Genomic DNA, 19,621 nt, shown 5'->3' with positions numbered 1-19,621 from the left:
CATGTCTGCAGAAGCACAAGCGCCAGAACAAGAAGCAGCCTTAGTTGAATCAGGCTCACTTCTGGATAGCATTCTTAACGAAACACGTTTAAAGCCAAGTGATGAAGGTTTTGACGTTGCAAAACGCGGCGTAGAAGCATTCATCAGTGAGCTACTAAGCAGTTCGAACACAGAGAAAGTCGACCAATCTCTGGTTGATCTGATGATCTCTGAAATCGACCAAAAATTGTCTAAGCAAGTTGATGCAATTCTTCACAACGAAGAAGTTCAAGCGATTGAATCAACGTGGCGTGGCCTTAAGTACCTGGTTGATCACACTGACTTCCGCGAGAACATTCAAATTGAACTGATCTCTGCGAAGAAAGACGAAGTTCTTGATGACTTCGAAGACGCTCCAGAGGTGGTGAAGTCTGGCCTGTACAAGCAAATCTACACACGTGAATACGGCCAGTTCGGTGGTAAACCTGTTGGCGCCGTCATTTGTGATTACGCTATGTCTGCCTCTTCGCCTGACATCAAACTGATGGAATACATGGCGAACGTAGGCGCAATGTCTCACGCACCATTCATCACGTCGGCATCGGCTAAATTCTTTGGCCTAGACAGCTATGAAGAGCTGCCAAACCTAAAAGATCTGAAGTCTGTATTCGAAGGTCCACAGTACGCGAAATGGCGTGGTCTGCGTGAGCACGAAGATGCACGTTACCTAGGTCTATGTACGTCTCGCTTTATGTTACGTACGCCTTACTCTGTAGAAGATAACCCAATTAAGGCGTTTGACTACGATGAGCAAGTGACAGACAGCCATGATAACTACCTATGGGGCAACTCAGCGTACGCGATGGCGTCTAAGATCAGTGAATCATTTGCTAAGTACCGTTGGTGTCCGAACATTATTGGTCCTCAAAGCGGTGGTACTGTACAAGATCTACCGGTTTACAACTTTGAAGCTATGGGTCAAATCGAGACTAAGATCCCAACCGAGATCCTGGTTTCTGACCGTCGTGAGTATGAGCTAGCAGAAGAAGGCTTCATTGCGCTAACCATGCGTAAAGGTTCTGACAACGCGGCGTTCTTCTCTGCAAACTCTGTTCAAAAGCCGAAAGTGTTTGCGAATACGCCGGAAGGCAAACAAGCAGAGATGAACTACAAGCTAGGTACTCAGCTTCCTTACATGTTCATTATCAACCGTTTAGCGCACTACATCAAAGTGCTACAGCGTGAGCAAATTGGTTCTTGGAAAGAGCGTTCTGACCTAGAAATCGAATTGAACAAGTGGATTCGTCAATACGTTTCTGACCAAGAGAACCCGCCAGCGGAAGTTCGTGGTCGCCGTCCGCTTCGTGCTGCGAAGGTTGAAGTATCAGACGTAGAAGGCGATCCAGGCTGGTACAAAGTATCGATGTCTGTACGTCCTCACTTCAAGTACATGGGCGCAAGCTTCGACTTGTCTCTAGTTGGTAAGCTAGACCAATAACCCATTACTGAAACCATCAAGCAGCCAGTGAAGACTGGCTGCTTTTTTCGTAGGACCGCATATGGAAAAAGGTTACCGTCTTTTAGAGCGGATCGAGCTAGGAGAACCAAAAAACTGCTACGAGAAAGTGGTGTCTCATAAGCATTTGATTGAATCCATTCACTCGCATCTCGCTGACTTGTTGAATACGCACTCCGGCAACGCAATGATCGACAATGAGTATGGTCTGCCAGATTTTAACGACGTACTTTCTAACAACACAAACCTCGTTCGCCATATTCAAAAAAACATCACGTCAACCATAGAACGCTTTGAGCCCCGACTGTTTAATGTCGAGGTTCATTACCGTGAAGACCACCATAATCCATTACAACTCGGCTTTGGTATTCGCGGCGAAGTTTCCCATAACGGCGGTAAAGTCCCAATGTCGATCGATGTCTACATGGGAACCGACGGCCAATTTAACGTTTAGTAGGTGCCACTTGAGTAACAGTAAATACTTTCAAGATGAACTCACGTATTTACGCGAGTCGGGTAGTGAGTTTGCCAAATATCATCCGAAGTTAACTCACTTTCTCTCTGAAGGAACTTTTGATCCAGATGTCGAACGACTGCTGGAAGGTTTTGCTTTTTTGACCGGACGCATCCGCGAAAAGATTGACGATGAACTTCCTGAGCTAACGCAATCTCTGATGACTTTGCTGTGGCCACATTACATGCGTTCGATTCCGTCTTTGTGCATTAGCGAACTAAAACCGCATACCGGAAGTGTTACTGAGAAAACCGTGGTGAAACGTGGTGCGGAAATGGCCAGCGAACAGGTAGAAGGCACGCAGTGTTTGTTCCGTACTTGTTATGACGTCAATCTATACCCAGTTACGATTACTAACATCGAACAAACTAACAGCCGCACCAGTTCGATGATTGATGTGACGTTATCGACGGAGCATGGCCTGGAACTGTCTCGGATCGGCTTAGATACGTTGCGTTTGCACCTGCATGGTGAGATTCATATTACTCGCACCGTATTCTTATGGCTGTTCCGTTATCTAGATTACGTCGAGTTGGATGTTGGTGGCGGCTACAAACATCGTTTAGGGCCAGAATACGTTAAGCCAGTCGGGCATGAAGAGGACGAGGCGCTGTTGCCTTACAGCAAAAATTCCTTTGCAGGCTACCGTTTGCTGCAAGAATTCTTCTCTTTGCCAGATAAGTTCATGTTCTTCGACATTAAAGGCTTAGAGTGGCTAAAAGGCATTCCACAGCGCAACACGGTCAAAATCAAATTTCACTTTAAGCGTGCTTTGCCTTCAGAAGTGGTACTTAAAGATAAACACTTAAGGTTGCACTGCACACCTGCCGTTAACTTGTTTGAAAAAGACGGCGATCCAATCCGTTTAGAGCATCGACGAAACGAGTACAAGGTGCGTCCACAAAGTAACACTCAGGAGCATTACGAGGTTTATTCCATTGAGCAAGTGGAGAGCTGGAGTAAAGACGAGCGTCGCCGAAAACCACTGATTGAATTTGAATCGTTTGAGCACCAAATCAACCAGCGTGATAAGCGAGAGTTCTACAAATCCAAAGTGGGCGAGCGAGTAAGCGGAAGAGGGTTAGAGCGCTATATCTCATTCCATACTCACAATGGCGACATCGCGGATTTAGGGACTGAAACCGTATTGATGAAACTGCAATGCAGTAACGCAGACTTAGCGGAGCGCCTGTCAGTAGGAGATATCACGTACGCGACGCACAAATCGCCAACGTATGCGACGTTTAAAAACATTACTAAGCCAACACAGTCAGTAAGTCCTCAGGTTAATGGTGAACTTCAATGGCAGTTGATTGCCAACATGTCGCTTAACTACTTGTCTTTAGCGAATATCGATGTGTTGAAAGTGTTGCTCTCGACTTACGACTTCCATTCTCGTGTTGATAGACAAGCCCACCGCGCGTCGATTCATCGACTTGATGGCATTATTTCTTCAGAGATGAAACCAATCGATCGCGTATTTCGTGGTGTATCTGTGCGTGGTAACCAATTCAAGCTCGTGACGGACTCTAAGTTCTTCGTAAATGAAGGCGATATGTTCCTTATGGCCACGGTATTGAATGAATTTATCCGTTTGTATTCGAGTGTGAACTCCTTTACCGAACTAGAGGTGTTCGATGAAGCGACGGGCGAGGTTTACAACTGGGCAAGCCTAATCGGGCAGCAGACGATACTATGATTAACACACTTTCTGATAAGTCGAATGAGTTTAGTTTCTACCAAGCGGTGTTGCTGTTAGAGAAACACTACCAGCTGGAGCCAAACTCAAATTTTGTTGCCGTGGGCGAGAACAAATACTTTCACCAAGAGCGAATTGAGTTCAGCGTGTCGCCAAACCTGTGCTTTCCAAAGAGTGATATGGACTTTATTACTCATATGGAAAGAAACGGACAGCAATATTCACGTATTGAGACGAACTTTCTTGGCTTGCATGGTTCAAGCTCGCCCCTACCTGCGTCTTACACTGAGAAACTCGTCGGTCGTGATCCCGATGATAACCCAGTGAAGGACTTCTTCGACTTTTTCCACAACCGCTATACAAGCTTACTGTATCGTGTTTGGAAGAAATACCGATATCACGTGCAGTACAAAAGCGGGGCGAGCGATGCGTTTTCTGGGCGCATACTGCATTTGGCTGGTCTGTCAAGCGTTATGCAAGATTGTGAAGTAGCGGAGTTAGATCGAGCGAAAGTTCTGTCTTACGTGAACCAGTTATCTACGCGTACACGTTCACCTAAGCTTATTTCCGGTATTGTTTCGCACTACTTTTCACTGCCGAATGTGCGAATCGAAGAATGGGTTTATAGACGCGTAGAAATCGCTGAAAGCCAGCGTAACAAACTCAATCGTTCCAATTGTATATTGGGGCAAAGCTTACACTTGGGACAAAGCATTGCGGATTTGAACGGCAAGTTTAACTTGTGTATCGACAACATTGATTTTGAAACGTTTAAGCAGTTTTCCTACGATGGTGAGTTACATAAGACGCTGGTGGGCTTGATGCGCTTTATTCTGCGTGACCCAATGTCGTGGGACCTAAAGTTGACAGTTAACCTAGACAGTATTCCAGAAAACAAATTGGGTAATGGAGAAGGGAACCAACTAGGTCAAACGTTCTGGCTTGGCAACCCAGGTGATAAAGACGCCAAAATTCGACTTATCGGAAGCATATAAGAAAGCCGCTCAACGAGCGGCCCTTTATGTTTTCCTCAAAGAGGTCAGAAAAGCTTAACGACTGATCGGCTGGTGCAGTACAACGGTAGTATCAAGCCTTTGAATGCCGTTAAATGATTCAATTTCATTACAAAGATGATGAATAGACTGCAGGTCGGGCGCTTCAATTAGGGCAATAATATCAAAGTTGCCACCAACAACGCTCGTTAAGCGAACCTCAGGGATTTCTTTAAGTGCATTCGTTACATCATTCTTCTTACCCTTTTCACAAGAGATCAGTAGATAACTAGCGGCTTTTCGCCCTTCATTTTCTACGCGAATCTGTGCGGTATAGCCTTTGATAATACCGGTCTTTTCTAAACGATTAATTCTTTCTGCTACTGCTGTTCGAGACAAACCAATGTTTCGGGATAGATTCGCAATCGACTCTCGCCCATTCGACAATAGACTTGAAAGTATTTTTCGATCTAATTTATCTAAACCTTGTAAAGTCATGTTTGAAATCATGTGTTCTGCCTATTTTGTTTTTATATTGTTATTAAATCGACTCTGGGAGCGTAAAGTTATACAGCTCAGCAAGAGTGAATGGGTTTTTCTGTGTCAACGGAGTGATGCGTAAGCTCAAGTCCCTCCCTGACACTTTTATGTCACTGACAAAGCTGCCGTTATGAGTGTTTGTCAAGGTCGAGTCACCTAGCAATCTGTATATCGCCCATTGACCACTCTTATTTAAAACGTGCTGTCTGCCTTCATCGGTTACATCCTGGAGTGTGATACTAATATTGAAGTCACCATTTTGCGGTGGCCATGCCATTTCACGAATGCGGCTTGGACCGTGGTAGTAACTTATATTGGTATCTGCAATTTTTAAGCTCGCTCTAATCGCACTAGAATCAAGATCGAGTACTCTTGCACTAAACGGAATATGAACGCGGTTAGTGCTTTTATTAATTAATGTGTCTCGAACAACGTTATAGTTACGCAGTTGCACTAACAGAGCCGGAGAGATTGGCATCGTCTCGCCATCCACCTGTTTTGGCGTCCATAAATTGGTATCGTAGAACGGTGCAAAATTTTTCTGAATAAATGTGTCTAACAAACCACCGGAAGCAAACAGTAATTCAAAATCTTCAATTGAGATTTCCTCGGTCGCTGTTAGATCAAATGGGTATCGTCCTAGCCCTATCTCTTTAAACTTGGTGTAAATCTCGCTGTACCATTGGGTTTGAATGCCTTTAGCGGACTCTTTAATCATGACTGACCAGCTTTGTTGAACCACATCTAACAACCAGCTACGAACGGGTTCCGGTGATTTTTGGGCAATCTGTTTAAGTTTTATTAATGGGTCAGCTTCACTGCTGTTCATTCGATGCTGAGCTGCCGCTAGCGCCGCCATTTGCGGGTCAGGTGCATCAGCGATGTCTTTCATATATGTGCGAACACGGCTTAACGCTGCTACGGTCTCATCCCAAGGAGTAGGGGAGTTTGGTGTTTCACTGACCTGAAGTTGGTTTAATAAGTGAAAAGCTTGTTCAACACGTTTCATCAACAAGTAATCAGGCTTAACTACTTCCTCTACTGCGTCTGATGCGGAGTCTGCCGCTGCCACGAGTTTCGGGTCTAGCTTTGAAATCAGAGCATTTTTTTCACCAACGGGTGAAAATTGTGTGTTGGCATAGACCTGCTTCAGTACGGTTGTCATTGGTGAAGAAGGGCCCGAGATTAAGTCTATCGCGTTCGTTAGGTCGCCGACATTGTCATAGTTCTGGACTTTTAGTTCACTCAGCGCATTGCGCCAATTACTGATGTAGTCGTCAGTATATTTTTTACGTACTTCCTCTTTGAAGGCTTCTTGTTCTTCACTAGTAGGAATAACGTGTTGTGACAGACCTAAAACCCAGTTGTCACTGATGACTTGTTGTGACATTAGGTCCACGCGTGGTCGATAAAAAGTGCTAAAACCAGTGGAGGTATAGATCTTATCTACGATCAAGCGTTCACTATCGATTGGTGTGTTGAATACATTGCTAAACTCAAAACCCACAGCTCGTTGCAGATCTAGGGTTCCTAAATCAATCGAATTTGCTTCGTTTAAAATGCCTGCATAAACGAGATCAACATTCGAATTTGCTAGCAATGAGCGACGTGTTGCGCGAACAAGATCCATATTGATATCAATTGGCTCAAACTGCGTGCGAAAGTAAGCGTCCAAATAGCGCATCGCCTGATTGACGACGTCACTTTGGTTGCTCAAGTCGTTCATCATTTGGAGAGTTTGATGACGCAAAAAACGGATATCACGCTTTGTTGGATCGTTTAGCATTAGATACCCCTTCAATAGAGGTAAAGCGCGTGTAAAAGTGTTTTGATTTTGTGTCAGTTGTAGACGGTAACCTTTCTCAATGAGAGGTATCAACTGTTGAGCAACGTCCTTAAGTAATGCTTCGTATGCGATGCGAGTGCTTTGATCCAAACGGCTAATGTTGAGTGGTAATATCTCTTCATCCAAAGCCTTAGAACCTTTAAGCCACGCCCCATAAGAAGGCTCTATTGCTTTCGTCGCCTTCGCTAAAAGCTCATTGAATCTTGCATCTTGCTCCACTTGTGATTTGTCATCGATACTCAAGAGTTGATTCATCACATGTAAGTTACGGTCTAATGTCGTGAAAAAGAAGTAACTGCCCCCAGTAAGCAGGATAATAGAGCCGAGTATTGCCAAACGGCTTTGTCTCTGAATTAGACGAAGATACGTCTTGTTTTCGCCCGCAAAGTCGCTTTCCGGCAATATTTGTGAATCAATCAGAAAGCGAGAGAAATAAGGCGTTTCTGTTAACTGAGTATGCTCTGACGCGATAATAGGTAAGTTGAAGTAATTACTACAACTTTTTGCAAGTAAATTGTACTTGCGACCGCCTTGCAGACTCGAACTAAAGAAAATCTCACGGATGTCTAGTGAATAGACACCGTTGTTAACATCACATAGACGCTCAAGCACATAGCTGACTTCAGATTGACATAGCTCAAACTGCTTAGGGAAAGCGAGTATTGCTTGTTTCTCATCAATGTCCGTTGAATTAGCGGATGCATCTAGCGCATTACTTTCAAGCACTCTCACTAGATTTCGATAGCTATCGCGGTAGTACTCTGCAAATACACCCTTGGCTTCTTTTAGTGGGATAGAGAGGAACTCAACACGTGTCTTGAGAGAGCTAAAGTGCATGTATTCTTTAAAGCCATCTAACTTGTCTAGCTTTGACATAATCAAATAGATTGGCAATGCTGAAGACGTTTTAGAGTTGATGGTACTCAAGCGCGCCAATAACGACGAAATGGTGTACTCTTTTTGTTCTGGTTCAGAGACGATCATGAACTCGAAATCGATGAAGAATAGACACCCAGAAAATGGCTTTCTAGGTCGATGATGAATAACTTCTTCAATGAACGTATTCCATAAAGAAGCATCACTGCTTGATACTTCCTGGAACACTAAGCGTTGGTCAGGCTTGATGTATACAGCGCTGTCAGATTCGTACCATTCAAAAAAGTCATTCTTAGCGGTTCTAGTGCGATCCATCGGTTTAATTGCACTAGAATTAAATAAAAATTGACGTCGCCCTGACCCTTTATTACCAAGCATCAGGTAAATTGGTTTCTTGCCTGAGTTAGCAAGAAGAGGCTGGATAACCATAGAAAGCGCTTCTTCCTCGGTTTCCAAATGTTGAGCTTTAGCGTTGTTCTTTTTCTTCAACCATAATGTGAATTGAAAAGTGACGTAAACCATGGCGATAGCACCAAGAGTCAGCCAAAGATAAAGTTGATCGATTTCGTCAAGAAAAAGCAGATAAATAGTGGTGATAATTGCAGCCACTAAAAACATCAATATAGTAGAAATCACCACTGGATTTCTAAACAGTTTTTGTTTGAACATAAGCCTAAAACTTCTTTAATTGTATTGTTATTTATTGTCAGTTTTTTCAGCTTGTAGCTGACTCAATTTATATAGGTAGATGTTCAGTAAAAGGGTTGCGCGGTCAATTTCCTTTTGCTGTGAATACTTTTCAGCGTATTCAATACGACCTAAAAGCGGGAATAACGAGTTACTGTATTCGTACGCCTTTTCAGAGTTCTTATCTACATTCTGTCTAGCTACGTTGGCAAACACCGTTCTTGCGTCTGAGAATCGCTTATAAACATCCATAAACTGGTCTTCTAAATGGGCGCTCTGTGTCAAAAAGTTTTGACGTAGCTGCTGTGCAGAAGACGAATCCGGATAGATTGCGATTAATTCATTGGTCAAGCTATCGAGCTCGCTGACGTTACTTACTTTTGCCGAGTCTAAAAACCAGTTATTCATCATAATATCGACACGATTAATGGCCTGCGTTTTCAATGACTGAGCATATTTTTTATTTTCGTAATCTAACGAGGCGACCAAATTTACAAGTTCATTAAGTGAAGCTTGATTAATTTTTTGTTCCAATGTTCGATAACGTTGTTGCTCGTACATGAAATGTGAACATATCGCAGTAACAATCAAACCAATAACGAAGTAGATCATAAATCGACCAGACTTTGCCGGTGATGCTTTCTCTTGGCTATTTAGGTTGGGTGATGACACCGGTGCCGGAGAGGGAGACACATTCACTTTAATTTCAGGTGCCTTCTGCGTTGCTGCAGGAGCGCTAGTGTTGGCTTGTTTTTTCTCGCGTAACTCAGCCGCAATTTGTTGTTCTTTTATCTGCTCAATCCATTGATTCAAAATACGGCGAATGCGACCTAATGACGGCGCTTCAATACCGTAATGAAGACGAAGCTCTTCCTCAATCCTCAAGCATAATTGATGTGCTGCCTCTATCAATGGAAGCTCTTCTGGTAACGCTCGATGCTTATTAATTCGTTTTTCAGTATGCTCTACCATCCATTCAATAGCGCTCATTCGTGCCTTTGACTTTGAATGCTCTGGATACGCGTTGAACCAATATACGACACACACATCAAGTATTGAGTTTAACCCTTCAACAAGGCCTCTTAAGCCGTCGTTATAGGTTGACGCAACGGTAAAGTAACAGCAACAACGTAGGTCTTTCGCTTGGGTACTCAAGATCTTTTTTGAGAGTGTTTGAACCGTTTTCCACGAGACTCTCCCTGTGACTTTATTCAGGTTGTTTATTTGACGTTTAATTTCGTCAAAATCCTCAGAACCATTAGGATTAGAGCCGCTTGGGTTATTTTCATCGATTGGTCTTCGAGCGAAGTCGGTAAAAAACATAAAGAAAGTTCCAACTGATCATATAGAAGTATTAAGTTATATAGGATTTCACTACTGTTATATTAAATTATAAGCAGTGCACATCTGCCGCAATTCTATAGACAAAATAAGCGGATTAGATAATAAAAATTCATTAAAAGAAATTAAATTACTTTTAGTGTGATCTTTGTTCATAATATTAATATCAATAGTTAAGTCTATTTATAAGAAGAAACTTATATATGAAGATGAGAACGTTGATTAAAAAGTAACTAAATTGTTATCGGAGATTACGGTTTGTTCAATTAGCAATCAAATTCTGTGACTTCTATTTAAATAGAAAGATTTACTGTCTCGTCACTTAATCTGTAGTCGGTTCTTTAGTTTTTGTTTGTAGGTAAAACAACCAACCTGATAGTTGAAATGTATTAAATTATAGGTGTTTTTTTAGGCTTATTGAAAAAGAGAATATAATTGATATCTTTCGCCTCTAAGTAGAATATCGGTTTTCCTAGAGGGACGAAATGCTAAAACCAAGTCAAATTGGGCTGATTTCAGCCATGTGTCTATTTTCTTCTGTTGCAATGGCAAAAGGGGAGCGATATGGACTCTCTACCAGTATGTTGACTATCGATAGCATTAAATACGATGAAGGTAAAAGTGGTGAGCAGGATACGCTTAGGTTCGGCTTGGTTCATACTCGTCCTATTGATGAAAACAATAACCGTTGGCGTTGGTGGTTAGGGCTAAACTATCTAGCAGAAGATATTGAAGCGCCAGCAAACGGCTTATATCAAGAAGCGACGAACTATGAACTTCGTGTTGTTCCTCAATATGCGTTGACTTCTTGGAGTGTTTTCACGCCATACGTTGGTGCGGGCTTGTCTGTCGGTTACTCGCAATATTCTAATCGCTGGCAAGTAGACCAAGAGGGCTATCGTTATGAGAGTGTTGAAGACATCGACCAGTTTGAGTTAGGTGCGGTTGTGACCCTTGGTACTGCTATAAAGTTAGGCAGTAATCCTGACGCCCATATACAAATTATCCCGCAGGCCTCTTATATCCTTCCGGTTGTAAATGATGGAATTGGTGGGCTTGAACTATCAGTTTCTTTGCTCTTTTGAGGTTCGTAAATGTACTCAAATCAGCTAGTTTTATTTATCTCAAAGTGTCCAGAGGAATACACCGGTGCAAAGCATATTGAAATGCCTGAAAGTGGTGGTTCGATAGGTCGTTCCCCAAGCTGTAGCGTGTCTTTAGCCGATCACAACCGCTTTATATCGGGCACTCATTGTTTGCTCAGCGTGTATGGAGATACCTACTATATAAGTGACGTATCAACTAACGGCACAATGGTAAATGGGAATAAAATACTAAAAAATCAACCCGTTGCGATAGTTGATGGCGACATCATTTCTTTAGGGCAATATGAGATTGGTGTTTCTCTTGAGCACGTTACCTCAACACTAGACATCGCCGCTGATATTGCTCCTGAGCGAGTATCTAGCGATCCTCTGGTTAGTCTAGGAGATGCGGTTGTCGAAGAGGAAGAAAAAGTCGGTGCCTTAGAAGATTTGTTTATGGAGACTAAACAGGATGACATTGATTGTCATGATCCTGTTGCTCACCTTAACTTTTCGATGCAGCGAGATGACGATTACTTAATTCGTGATAATGAGCGTACAGAATCTGAACAACCTAGAACCGTGGAAAGCACGCGTCAGGTGGTCGATGACAGTTTCAGCATATATTCCGAATTCGATCAGCCAAGCCTCATCCCTGAAGACTGGATGGCTGCGGAAACCAAGAGTAACGCATCAGTCAATGATGCATTAGCGCCAGAAAGCGGTAAGGCACATAGAGCCGATATTGCCTCAGCTGAGGTGATGCAACCTGGCACGGTAGCCCCAGATAGCACGATTCAAAGACAACATCGTACGCATAATGTTACTGAGATGGTCGTAGAACAGGCTAATACAGGGTCAAAATGGGAAGAGATGACCCAATCTTTTACGCCTTCTCCTAACACTAATCAGCAACTTCAAATACCTACGGCAGAGCATGCGATAAACACTACGACGAAAGCACAAGTCGATACTGATGCGGCCGTTTGCTCTCAAGATATAGCGCAAGCGTTTTTTGATGGTTTGGGTATTCGAAATCCAGAGTTGATGACAAACGAGGCGCAGTTATTCAAGCAAATGGGCACTTGCTTGCGTTTATGTATTGATAACCTACAGAAAGAGTTGCACGAAGTGGAATCGTTAAAAGATGAGCAGAGTGCGAGTGAGGCTAACTCGAACATTGCAGAGCTAATGCTCACTTTGAATAGTCAGCAATTACTGGCTCCAAATGAACTGGTTGAACAAATGCTCGATGAGCTGAACGACCACCAAGTTATGTTTAACAAAGCACTGAATGAGCTCGTTTTAGAACAGTCAGAAACGAACGATCCCGTAGCATTTGCTAACAGGGTCGCTAGCCAGTCTTTGTTCTCAACTAAGTCAAAGCTGTGGGCCGAATACCTAGATTTCTACACTAATAATCGTCGCCTGCTTAATGAAACATCCTTAAAAGGGCTGATTAAGAAAAACTATAACAAAGTGATTAAGGGAAACCATGCGTAGTATCGCCGTATTACTCGGATTTGCCATGTTGTCCGGTTGTTCCATGTGGGATCAATTTAAAGAGTCCACTGGTATCACACCAGAAACTTCGTCGATTGAATTGGTTATTGAGGCATCACCTGTACTCAATGTGAGAAATGGGGGCCAGTCATCTCCAGTTATTCTTCGTCTTCACGAATTAAGTTCGCCAGTATTGTTCCGAAGCTTAGATTTCTTTGCCTTGTTTGAGAGCGATAAAGCGTCGTTGGGTGATGAGTACATCAAACGTTACGAATATCAAATACAGCCAGGTGGAAAAGTTCATGAAATGCTAACGCTAGACCCTGACACTCGTGCCGTCGGTTTTTCAGTGGCTTTTCGTGATATTGATGGTTCGTCATGGCGAAAAGTGGAAGTTATTGAAGAGAAGAGCGAGTACTACATCAAGCTCAAGTTAGAGGGCAGTGAGTTAATTTCTGATAACACTCGCGGCATTGAACAGGTTTACTTTTAAGGGATAGAAACATGTCTTTATACAATCCAGTTGTTTGGCAAGATGGAATGTTCATGAAGCCGCAGCATTTTCAACAACTCGATCGTTCGCAAAGTAAACTATCGAGCCTACTGAGTGCCAATGCATCGCCTTTGCATTGGGGAATTAAACGTTTAGAAATCAACTCTCAGTTACTAGCACTGGGTAAAATCGGTATTACTCGTGCTGAAGGTATTTTACAAGACCGGACACCATTTGAGCTTCCGTTGCTTGCTGAGCTGCCTGAAGTGAAAGATGTAGATCCTTCGATTGCCGATAAAGTCGTTTATTTGTGCTGTCCGTTACCATCGGAACGTTCTGAGTTGTTTGGTACCAAAAAAGACGGTGCGCGCTATACGATGGAATCTCAAGAAGCGGTTGACGCTTGTTATGATTCGGAAGACATGGCAAATATCGTCGTCGGTAAGCTTAACTTTTGCTTAATGTACGATCATGAAGATAAGAGTGCTTACACGTCTATTCCGATCTTAAAGATCTCAGAAGTGAAGCCTGATGGCAGCGTGATCTTAGATGATAGTTTCATTCCTACCTGTATCGATATTCATGCGTCGACAGTACTGAGTAAATTTGCGACCGAGTTTGCTTCTATGTTGAAGCATCGCGCGGAATCGATAGTCCAGCGATTAGGGGTAGTGGATCAACAAGGCGTATCATCGGTTTCTGACTTTATGCTATTGCAAGCGCTCAACCGATACGAACCCTTGTTTTGGCATTTCGCAAGCACAGAAGCTGTGCATCCTGAGTCTTTGTATCGAATTCTTCTTCAGGCAGAAGGTGAGCTTTCGACGCTGTGTTCAACGACACGCCGACCTATTGAGTTTACTAAGTACAATCATGGTGATCTTACTAGCTGTCTTTCTCGCGTCCTAGACAGTGCGAAAATGACATTGAGCGTGATGTCTGAACAAAGAGCAATTCCACTGACCTTAAAAGATCAGAACTATGGCATCAGAACGGCAGCAATCCCTGACAATAAGATCATTGATACGACAACCTTTATCCTCGCAGTTAAAGCCGACGTGACCTTGGATGTCCTGCATACCCAGTTTGTCAGCCAAACGAAGATCGGTTCTATCGATAACATACGTGACTTGATTAACCTTCAACTGCCTGGGATTGAGATTAAACCAATGCCAGTAGTGCCACGCGCGCTGCCGTATCACGCTGGCTACACCTATTTCGAGCTCGATAAAACGGGCGAAGAGTGGATGGCATTGAAGAACACTGCTGCGATTGCGATTCACGTTGCGGGCGATTTCGCTAACTTATCATTGCAACTTTGGGCCGTTCGTCTATGAGTTACGCAGAAACCGACGTCACCGTAGTCTTATTCCAACCAGAGCCTGGCAAACCAATGGAGGTAATGCCAGCGCCTGACTTATCGAGAAACATCGCAGTACAAGATCTATCTATCGACAACATGGGTATTAACCCGCTAGTGGACCAGTTCTCATGGTTGATCGCCAGTCTGTCTTGTATGTCTTCGATCCCTTGGCTTGATGACCCGATGCCATTTCGTGAACAAGTGGCACGTGAGATTCGAAAAGGCGAACGAAAACTTAATGAAATGGAGCTCGATCGTGCTTCGGTTCTTGTTATTCGTTACTGCTTGTGTGCGGCGATTGATGAATCTGTTTGTCGACAAGAGTGGGGGGCAAATAGTCACTGGAGCCAAAACAGCTTACTGTCTGAATTCCATAACGAAACATCTGGTGGTGACAAGTTTTTCGTTATTCTCGACCGCTTAAAAGCCGACCCTCGCAAATACCGTCACGTTATAGAGTTTCTCTATTTATTGCTTCAACTTGGTTTCCAAGGCAAGTACGGCCGTGAAGAGCGTGGCAACGAAAAGTTAGCGGAAATCGGCAGCACCATTTATCGATTAGTGCGAGATGACCGCCTAGCAGAACAAGAAAAAGTTTCTTTAATCAACCTTAAAGCTAAATACCTAAAGAAGCCGTTAAAAAGGGTAATTTCACCCAAGCTGACCTTGAGTCTTAGTGCGATGACGTTTGCGCTTATGTATGCGGCAACCTACATCGTCATAGACTTAAAATTTCAGCAACTGCTTGAAATGTATAGATAACCAGAAATCTAAAATGAGATCTTCTGCCAGTTTTAAGGCTTATTGTGAATATCACTGGTCTTTTAGTGAAATTCACTAGTTATTTAGAGAGATTGCAGCTTGCGATCTCTTTTATCATTCAATCAATAAAATTCAAATGGATTGGTTATGGGCGTAACAGTTGGTGCGAATGGACTTTCGATAGTTCATAAAGGCTCAGGTGGTGAAGCGAATGCAACGCTCCCAGATGTTTGTTTAACTAAGGTCGGCAAGCCAGTCGTTCCTATCCCTTATGGCAACAATGCTAAATCAGCAGACCTTGCAGGTGGGACTACGACGGTCTCTATGGATGGCGGTAACAGTGTCGCTATCAAGGGCAGTACGTTCTCAAAAAGTACTGGCGATGCGGGCGGTGACAGAAAAGGCGTTGCCTCAGGCACGATAGAAGCCGAAGCAAAATTCATTTCAGCTTCACCAACGGTTAAGTTTGAAGGTAAGGGCGTATGTCGCCTGTCCGATCAAATGACCATGAACAAAGCTAACACTATGTGTCTTGGTGGCGCACAAAACCCATCGGTTTCTGTGACTGAAGAGCAGGAAGGGACGTATACGCTGGATATAGAATGCAAATATCCAAATGGGCTCCCTTACTCTAATGCACAATTTTCTTTAGTCGAACCTTCAGGTGCTGTCATTGGGAGTGGAGTGCTGGATTCTAGCGGAAAAGCAACTGTTAATGGTCTCGCTCTAAAAGAATGCAAGTTAGTGCTCAGCGAAACTCAAGACTCTTATACGCCGAACCAATCTTTAGCTGAAAATATTGTGACGGAAACTTACCCTGATCCGAATGATTTTTGTACGTTTGTCGCAGGTCGCCGCTCGCCATTTTGGGAAGATCGTGTTGGGGTTGCTAATGACTGGGGGATATTGATGTCCCCATCCTTCAGTGATGATGACTTTAAAGATATTGTGTTAGAGCAAAGCCGTATATCGTCTCCTTATGCGATTAGTCAAAATCACTCTAAAGATTTTTCTGATGCTTATGTTTCGGCACTTTATCACATCCAAACTGATACTACTGCGCTAGAGAAATATGAACCTTTAGTTGAACTGCTCTTGGAGCAAGTGCACGAAAATGGCGATATATTGAGAGTCTTATATCAGGCTGATGTGTTTGAGCCTCCCTATGAATTATTAGCGAAGCTTCGCTTTTTAGGGACTGGAAATACTGTGAAGTATTTGCAGTTTGTTTTATGGACGTTGATAAACAATCAAATCTGTTCATACATCGATGAGCTAAACAGTGAAATCATCGGTCGTTTAGATTTCATACAAAGCCAAGCTTCTGCAAGATCGTTGAGTTCTGTTGAAGAGGGTATAAACGGTTATAAAAAAGCACTTAACCACTTCAAACAAGCACTTCCTGACGTCATTAGCCAAATTTTCGAAACCAAAAATGACACCCTAATTTCTATATCGGCAATGGCCCTTGGGAGTACCGTTAACATAGCGAGCCAATCTAGCTTTGCTACTAATTTAGGTAGGGTTAATGCGGTGGTGTACACGAAGTCAAACAACTTGAACCGCCCATCATTTGTCACTTTTGACGATAACTTTTCTGACTAGGACATTTAAATCATGGATGCAGTTTTTCCGATAGCGCAACGAGAAGGTGACGCTTACTACACGCTCAGTGATTTTACGAAATTGTTTGATCAAGCTAAGAGCGGTCGTTATTTAATAGGACAAGGGTACGGTTGGCATAGTGGCATTCACTTAACATCAAAAATGTTACCGTGGGGGAAAGGGCTCAGACCTATTCAAGCGATGCTTGATGGAAAAATAGTGGCATTTCGCATAAATCCTGATTACCTAACATCAACGTACCAAGAGCAAGAGTTTAAGTATAGTAATAACTTTGTGCTTATCGAGCATGAGGCTGTAAACCCCGAAGATAATGAAGATGTATTTAAGTTCTATACACTTTATATGCACCTTGCGCCACCTTCAGATATTGGCGCCAATTCATCTATAACCACGCGTTACCGTTTACAAGAAGCGAGAAATGTACGCACTTTCAAACATAGTGATGTGCCTACTAATTCTGGTGAAAAAAAACAGTCGATGTCTAAAGGAACATTACTTGAATACCTGTATGCAGAAGAGAAGGAGACCCATCCATACCAGATCGACAAAAATACCTACAAAATGATAAAGTGCCGTGTGGTAGAGAATGGTAAATCGGCAAGTGGTAGCGAAAAAGCACTGTTAAACAAGATTGTTTGGTTTGCTTCGGGTCTCAATAGTGACTTTGACATTTTAGAAGATTCCTCTGCTGTCCTATCAGAACCAGTTTCAGAACCTAAATGGATGTCGGACAAGGCGGCAATGATTAGGGACGGTAGTGTGGTTTCTTTACTCCCACTCCTATTTAGAGAGGGGATAAAGGTTTCAGCTGGGGAAGACATCGGTTACATGGGACTGCATGAGTACAGTAACGATGCAATTGGAACTAAGAAAGAAGATAATCGTGTGCATATCGAGATGTTCTCTTTTGAGGAGCCGCCCGAATTTTTCAAAAAACAGATTTCTCCCAAAAATGCGGAAGAAAATCCACTTGTTGTTCTCGATGGGGCCGATAGTAGCGGTGCCGTTGATATGAGTAATTCGTTTATTCAGCAATTACTTGAATCTGTGACAGAAGATCAAGTAACGGACTTCTCCTCGTTCACTGCTCGCGATGCCAAAGTATACTTAGACGGTAAGCGTAAACACTTTGAGCGATTTATTGTGAAACATCCTACAGATTGGCATACAGAGTCGTCACAAAGTCTTTATGAATCAATCCATCAGACCGCAAAGGAAGCTCTAGATATTAAGTGCTCCGCTGGTTTTGTGACTATAGAGGACTACCGTAACTCCCCATGGCGCGATCAAGTGATGGATAGCTTTGATCTTTTCTCGCAATTCGAACTGGAAAGAGCAGATAAGTTCTCATGGATGCAAGATTTACAAGGTGATTTGCAACTAAGCGATGATAAGAGTCTTTGGCATTATTGGCCTTTTATTCCTCAAACTCAAGGTGCCTTTAAGTTTACTCTAGAAATGCTACAAGAGGTATACCCTGAAGTTAAAGACTCTAAGCGGGATGTCTTACAAGGTATTGTTAATGAACTAAATGATCACATGCTTTTTTATAAGCTAGATACGCCTTTACGTAGAACACACTTTTTTGCTCAGCTTATGCAAGAAACCGGTGAGAGCCTAAATATGGCTGAATATACCAATTATCGTATTTCTACGCTGGATACATCAGAATTTAATACTGCTAGGTCACGTCGATATCCTTTAGATCACCCTAAATATGCAGGTAAGCGCTATATTGATGTTCACGGTATCGCAGACAAGAAAAATGGTAAATTCGTTAAAAAAGATGGTACTTCTCCTACTCTTGATGACAAAAGGATATTGTTTAACGTTATGTATGGAGGCAGAAGCGAAATGAAGAATGGTGATTTTTTGACAACTGATGATGGGTGGATTTTTAGGGGGCGTGGATTAAAACAGCTTACCGGCAGAGACAATTATGAGCGTTTCAATAAATGGCATTTACAAAATCAATCAGAGTGGCCATTGGACGTCGTAGATTTTTTAAATACACCAGAGCTTATATTAGAGGCTAAATATGCGACTCGCTCTGCTGCTTGGTTTTGGCTAGATATTAAAGGTCCTGAGAGGGCAGATAAAGGAGCCAACGATAAAGTTGTGAATGAAATAACACGTAAGGTAAACCGTTATACTAGCAATAAATCTTACCGGAAGCGTAGAGAAAACTTCCAACTTTTATGGGAAAATAAGGTATTTAACTAATGATAAAAAATATTAAACTTCATGCTATGTCAAGCATTCTCATAATAAGCTTCCCAGTTTTAGCAGTACACCCACAGATAGACAAAAAACTAAGCGATACAACAGTCACTTTGTGTAAGAGCAACGAGGACATTTACTTTAATGCAAAGTTAGAGAACCGAAAATATGTTTCCTTGTGTGGGGCTGGACATAGAAGTCCAAGTACTGGTTATGTAAAGTATCGATATGGGACAAGCGATAAAGTAGAATTAGAATACCCAGAAAGTGCAGAAATCCCAAAAGGTAAATTTTTAAGTTATCATATAAGACTTGGTAAGTTACAAGGTAGGAATATTTTTTTCTATTCAGGGGATTACAGATATAGTATCGGTTATTTAGCTGATAACTGTAGCTTGCATGTTTATAAAGGTAGTGAGCTTGTATTTAGCTCATCTTGCGAAGAGACTTCCGAGCTGAACACGTTTGGTGGAGGTCAATCATCAGGCTCGGTGATATTAGAAGAAGAACTAATCAAAAGATTTCCTGAACAATTTCAAGACCCAAATGAACCGGAGTTTCACTGAATTTACAATAGAT

At 42.6% G+C, this 19,621-nt stretch carries 14 protein-coding genes and 1 pseudogene; 12 read left to right on the top strand and 3 right to left on the bottom strand.

Features of this window, described 5'->3' with window-relative positions; all coding sequences use genetic code 11:
- Position 1 precedes the first annotated feature (1 nt).
- The 4 genes from tssC (at position 2) to tssG (ending at position 4,703) form a co-directional block, all read left to right on the top strand.
- Positions 2 to 1,477 (top strand): type VI secretion system contractile sheath large subunit, encoded by a 1,476-nt coding sequence (gene tssC / locus R7093_RS15155; protein WP_005373378.1) that lies wholly within the window; start codon positions 2 to 4, stop codon positions 1,475 to 1,477.
- 61 nt (positions 1,478 to 1,538) lie between these two features.
- Entirely contained in the window at positions 1,539 to 1,949 is a 411-nt protein-coding gene (gene tssE / locus R7093_RS15150; RefSeq protein WP_033906409.1) for a type VI secretion system baseplate subunit TssE, read from the top strand.
- 10 nt (positions 1,950 to 1,959) lie between these two features.
- Entirely contained in the window at positions 1,960 to 3,708 is a 1,749-nt protein-coding gene (gene tssF / locus R7093_RS15145) for a type VI secretion system baseplate subunit TssF (protein WP_047101277.1), read from the top strand.
- Positions 3,705 to 4,703 (top strand): type VI secretion system baseplate subunit TssG, encoded by a 999-nt coding sequence (gene tssG / locus R7093_RS15140; protein ID WP_017820372.1) that lies wholly within the window; start codon positions 3,705 to 3,707, stop codon positions 4,701 to 4,703. The genes tssF and tssG overlap by 4 nt, the downstream gene beginning before the upstream one ends.
- Before the next feature lie 54 nt (positions 4,704 to 4,757).
- Here tssG and R7093_RS15135 read toward each other — a convergent pair whose 3' ends face one another.
- The 3 genes from R7093_RS15135 to R7093_RS15125 are packed head-to-tail and all read right to left on the bottom strand — an operon-like array spanning position 4,758 to position 9,972.
- The gene (locus R7093_RS15135) at positions 4,758 to 5,210 is read right to left on the bottom strand and encodes an Lrp/AsnC family transcriptional regulator (protein WP_005373369.1); all 453 of its coding nucleotides are present in this window, start codon (positions 5,208 to 5,210) and stop codon (positions 4,758 to 4,760) included.
- Between the two features lie 31 nt (positions 5,211 to 5,241).
- Positions 5,242 to 8,631, bottom strand: a complete 3,390-nt coding sequence (gene tssM / locus R7093_RS15130) for a type VI secretion system membrane subunit TssM (protein ID WP_213886139.1) — start codon at positions 8,629 to 8,631, stop codon at positions 5,242 to 5,244.
- A 27-nt stretch (positions 8,632 to 8,658) separates the two neighbouring features.
- Positions 8,659 to 9,972 carry a type VI secretion system ImpA family N-terminal domain-containing protein gene (locus tag R7093_RS15125; RefSeq protein WP_005386112.1) on the bottom strand — a complete coding sequence of 438 codons (1,314 nt, stop codon included), beginning with the start codon at positions 9,970 to 9,972 and terminating at the stop codon, positions 8,659 to 8,661.
- Between the two features lie 503 nt (positions 9,973 to 10,475).
- Between R7093_RS15125 and R7093_RS15120 the strand changes: the two genes are divergently transcribed.
- The 8 genes and pseudogenes from R7093_RS15120 to R7093_RS15085 all read left to right on the top strand — a co-directional run bounded on the left by R7093_RS15120 (position 10,476) and on the right by R7093_RS15085 (position 19,608).
- A complete protein-coding gene (locus R7093_RS15120) occupies positions 10,476 to 11,075 on the top strand; it encodes a hypothetical protein (RefSeq protein ID WP_017633753.1) in 600 nt (199 codons plus the stop codon).
- Positions 11,076 to 11,084: 9 nt separating this feature from the next.
- On the top strand, positions 11,085 to 12,578 hold the full coding sequence (locus R7093_RS15115) for a type VI secretion system-associated FHA domain protein (protein WP_151515686.1): 1,494 nt from the start codon (positions 11,085 to 11,087) through the stop codon (positions 12,576 to 12,578).
- On the top strand, positions 12,571 to 13,071 hold the full coding sequence (gene tssJ / locus R7093_RS15110; RefSeq protein ID WP_005386118.1) for a type VI secretion system lipoprotein TssJ: 501 nt from the start codon (positions 12,571 to 12,573) through the stop codon (positions 13,069 to 13,071). Before R7093_RS15115 ends, tssJ begins: the two co-directional genes overlap by 8 nt.
- 11 nt (positions 13,072 to 13,082) lie before the next feature.
- Positions 13,083 to 14,408 (top strand): type VI secretion system baseplate subunit TssK, encoded by a 1,326-nt coding sequence (gene tssK / locus R7093_RS15105; RefSeq protein ID WP_005373357.1) that lies wholly within the window; start codon positions 13,083 to 13,085, stop codon positions 14,406 to 14,408.
- Complete coding sequence (gene icmH / locus R7093_RS15100; protein WP_005386120.1) at positions 14,405 to 15,196, top strand: type IVB secretion system protein IcmH/DotU; 792 nt, start codon at positions 14,405 to 14,407, stop codon at positions 15,194 to 15,196. The genes tssK and icmH overlap by 4 nt, the downstream gene beginning before the upstream one ends.
- A gap of 147 nt (positions 15,197 to 15,343) precedes the next feature.
- Positions 15,344 to 15,791 (top strand): annotated as a pseudogene (locus R7093_RS28670) (DUF4150 domain-containing protein); the annotation flags it as partial.
- 1,022 nt (positions 15,792 to 16,813) lie between these two features.
- Positions 16,814 to 19,045, top strand: coding sequence for a hypothetical protein (locus R7093_RS15090; RefSeq protein ID WP_318146722.1), 2,232 nt, complete (start codon positions 16,814 to 16,816; stop codon positions 19,043 to 19,045).
- Complete coding sequence (locus R7093_RS15085) at positions 19,045 to 19,608, top strand: hypothetical protein (protein ID WP_213886137.1); 564 nt, start codon at positions 19,045 to 19,047, stop codon at positions 19,606 to 19,608. Before R7093_RS15090 ends, R7093_RS15085 begins: the two co-directional genes overlap by 1 nt.
- Positions 19,609 to 19,621: the final 13 nt, after the last annotated feature.

This window comes from Vibrio sp. 1580, assembly GCF_033340055.1.
Note: the sequence above shows the minus strand (reverse complement) of the source record. Positions and strands in the feature narration are given on the sequence as shown.

Bases quoted from the DNA above. Each gene is read 5' to 3' on its own strand.
- tssC (WP_005373378.1), top strand. From the start codon at position 2: ATGTCTGCAGAAGCACAAGCGCCAGAACAAGAAGCAGCCTTAGTTGAA.
- tssE (WP_033906409.1), top strand. From the start codon at position 1,539: ATGGAAAAAGGTTACCGTCTTTTAGAGCGGATCGAGCTAGGAGAACCA.
- tssG (WP_017820372.1), top strand. From the start codon at position 3,705: ATGATTAACACACTTTCTGATAAGTCGAATGAGTTTAGTTTCTACCAA.
- R7093_RS15135 (WP_005373369.1), bottom strand. From the start codon at position 5,210: ATGATTTCAAACATGACTTTACAAGGTTTAGATAAATTAGATCGAAAA.
- tssM (WP_213886139.1), bottom strand. From the start codon at position 8,631: ATGTTCAAACAAAAACTGTTTAGAAATCCAGTGGTGATTTCTACTATA.
- R7093_RS15125 (WP_005386112.1), bottom strand. From the start codon at position 9,972: ATGTTTTTTACCGACTTCGCTCGAAGACCAATCGATGAAAATAACCCA.
- R7093_RS15120 (WP_017633753.1), top strand. From the start codon at position 10,476: ATGCTAAAACCAAGTCAAATTGGGCTGATTTCAGCCATGTGTCTATTT.
- R7093_RS15115 (WP_151515686.1), top strand. From the start codon at position 11,085: ATGTACTCAAATCAGCTAGTTTTATTTATCTCAAAGTGTCCAGAGGAA.
- tssJ (WP_005386118.1), top strand. From the start codon at position 12,571: ATGCGTAGTATCGCCGTATTACTCGGATTTGCCATGTTGTCCGGTTGT.
- tssK (WP_005373357.1), top strand. From the start codon at position 13,083: ATGTCTTTATACAATCCAGTTGTTTGGCAAGATGGAATGTTCATGAAG.
- icmH (WP_005386120.1), top strand. From the start codon at position 14,405: ATGAGTTACGCAGAAACCGACGTCACCGTAGTCTTATTCCAACCAGAG.
- R7093_RS15090 (WP_318146722.1), top strand. From the start codon at position 16,814: ATGGATGCAGTTTTTCCGATAGCGCAACGAGAAGGTGACGCTTACTAC.
- R7093_RS15085 (WP_213886137.1), top strand. From the start codon at position 19,045: ATGATAAAAAATATTAAACTTCATGCTATGTCAAGCATTCTCATAATA.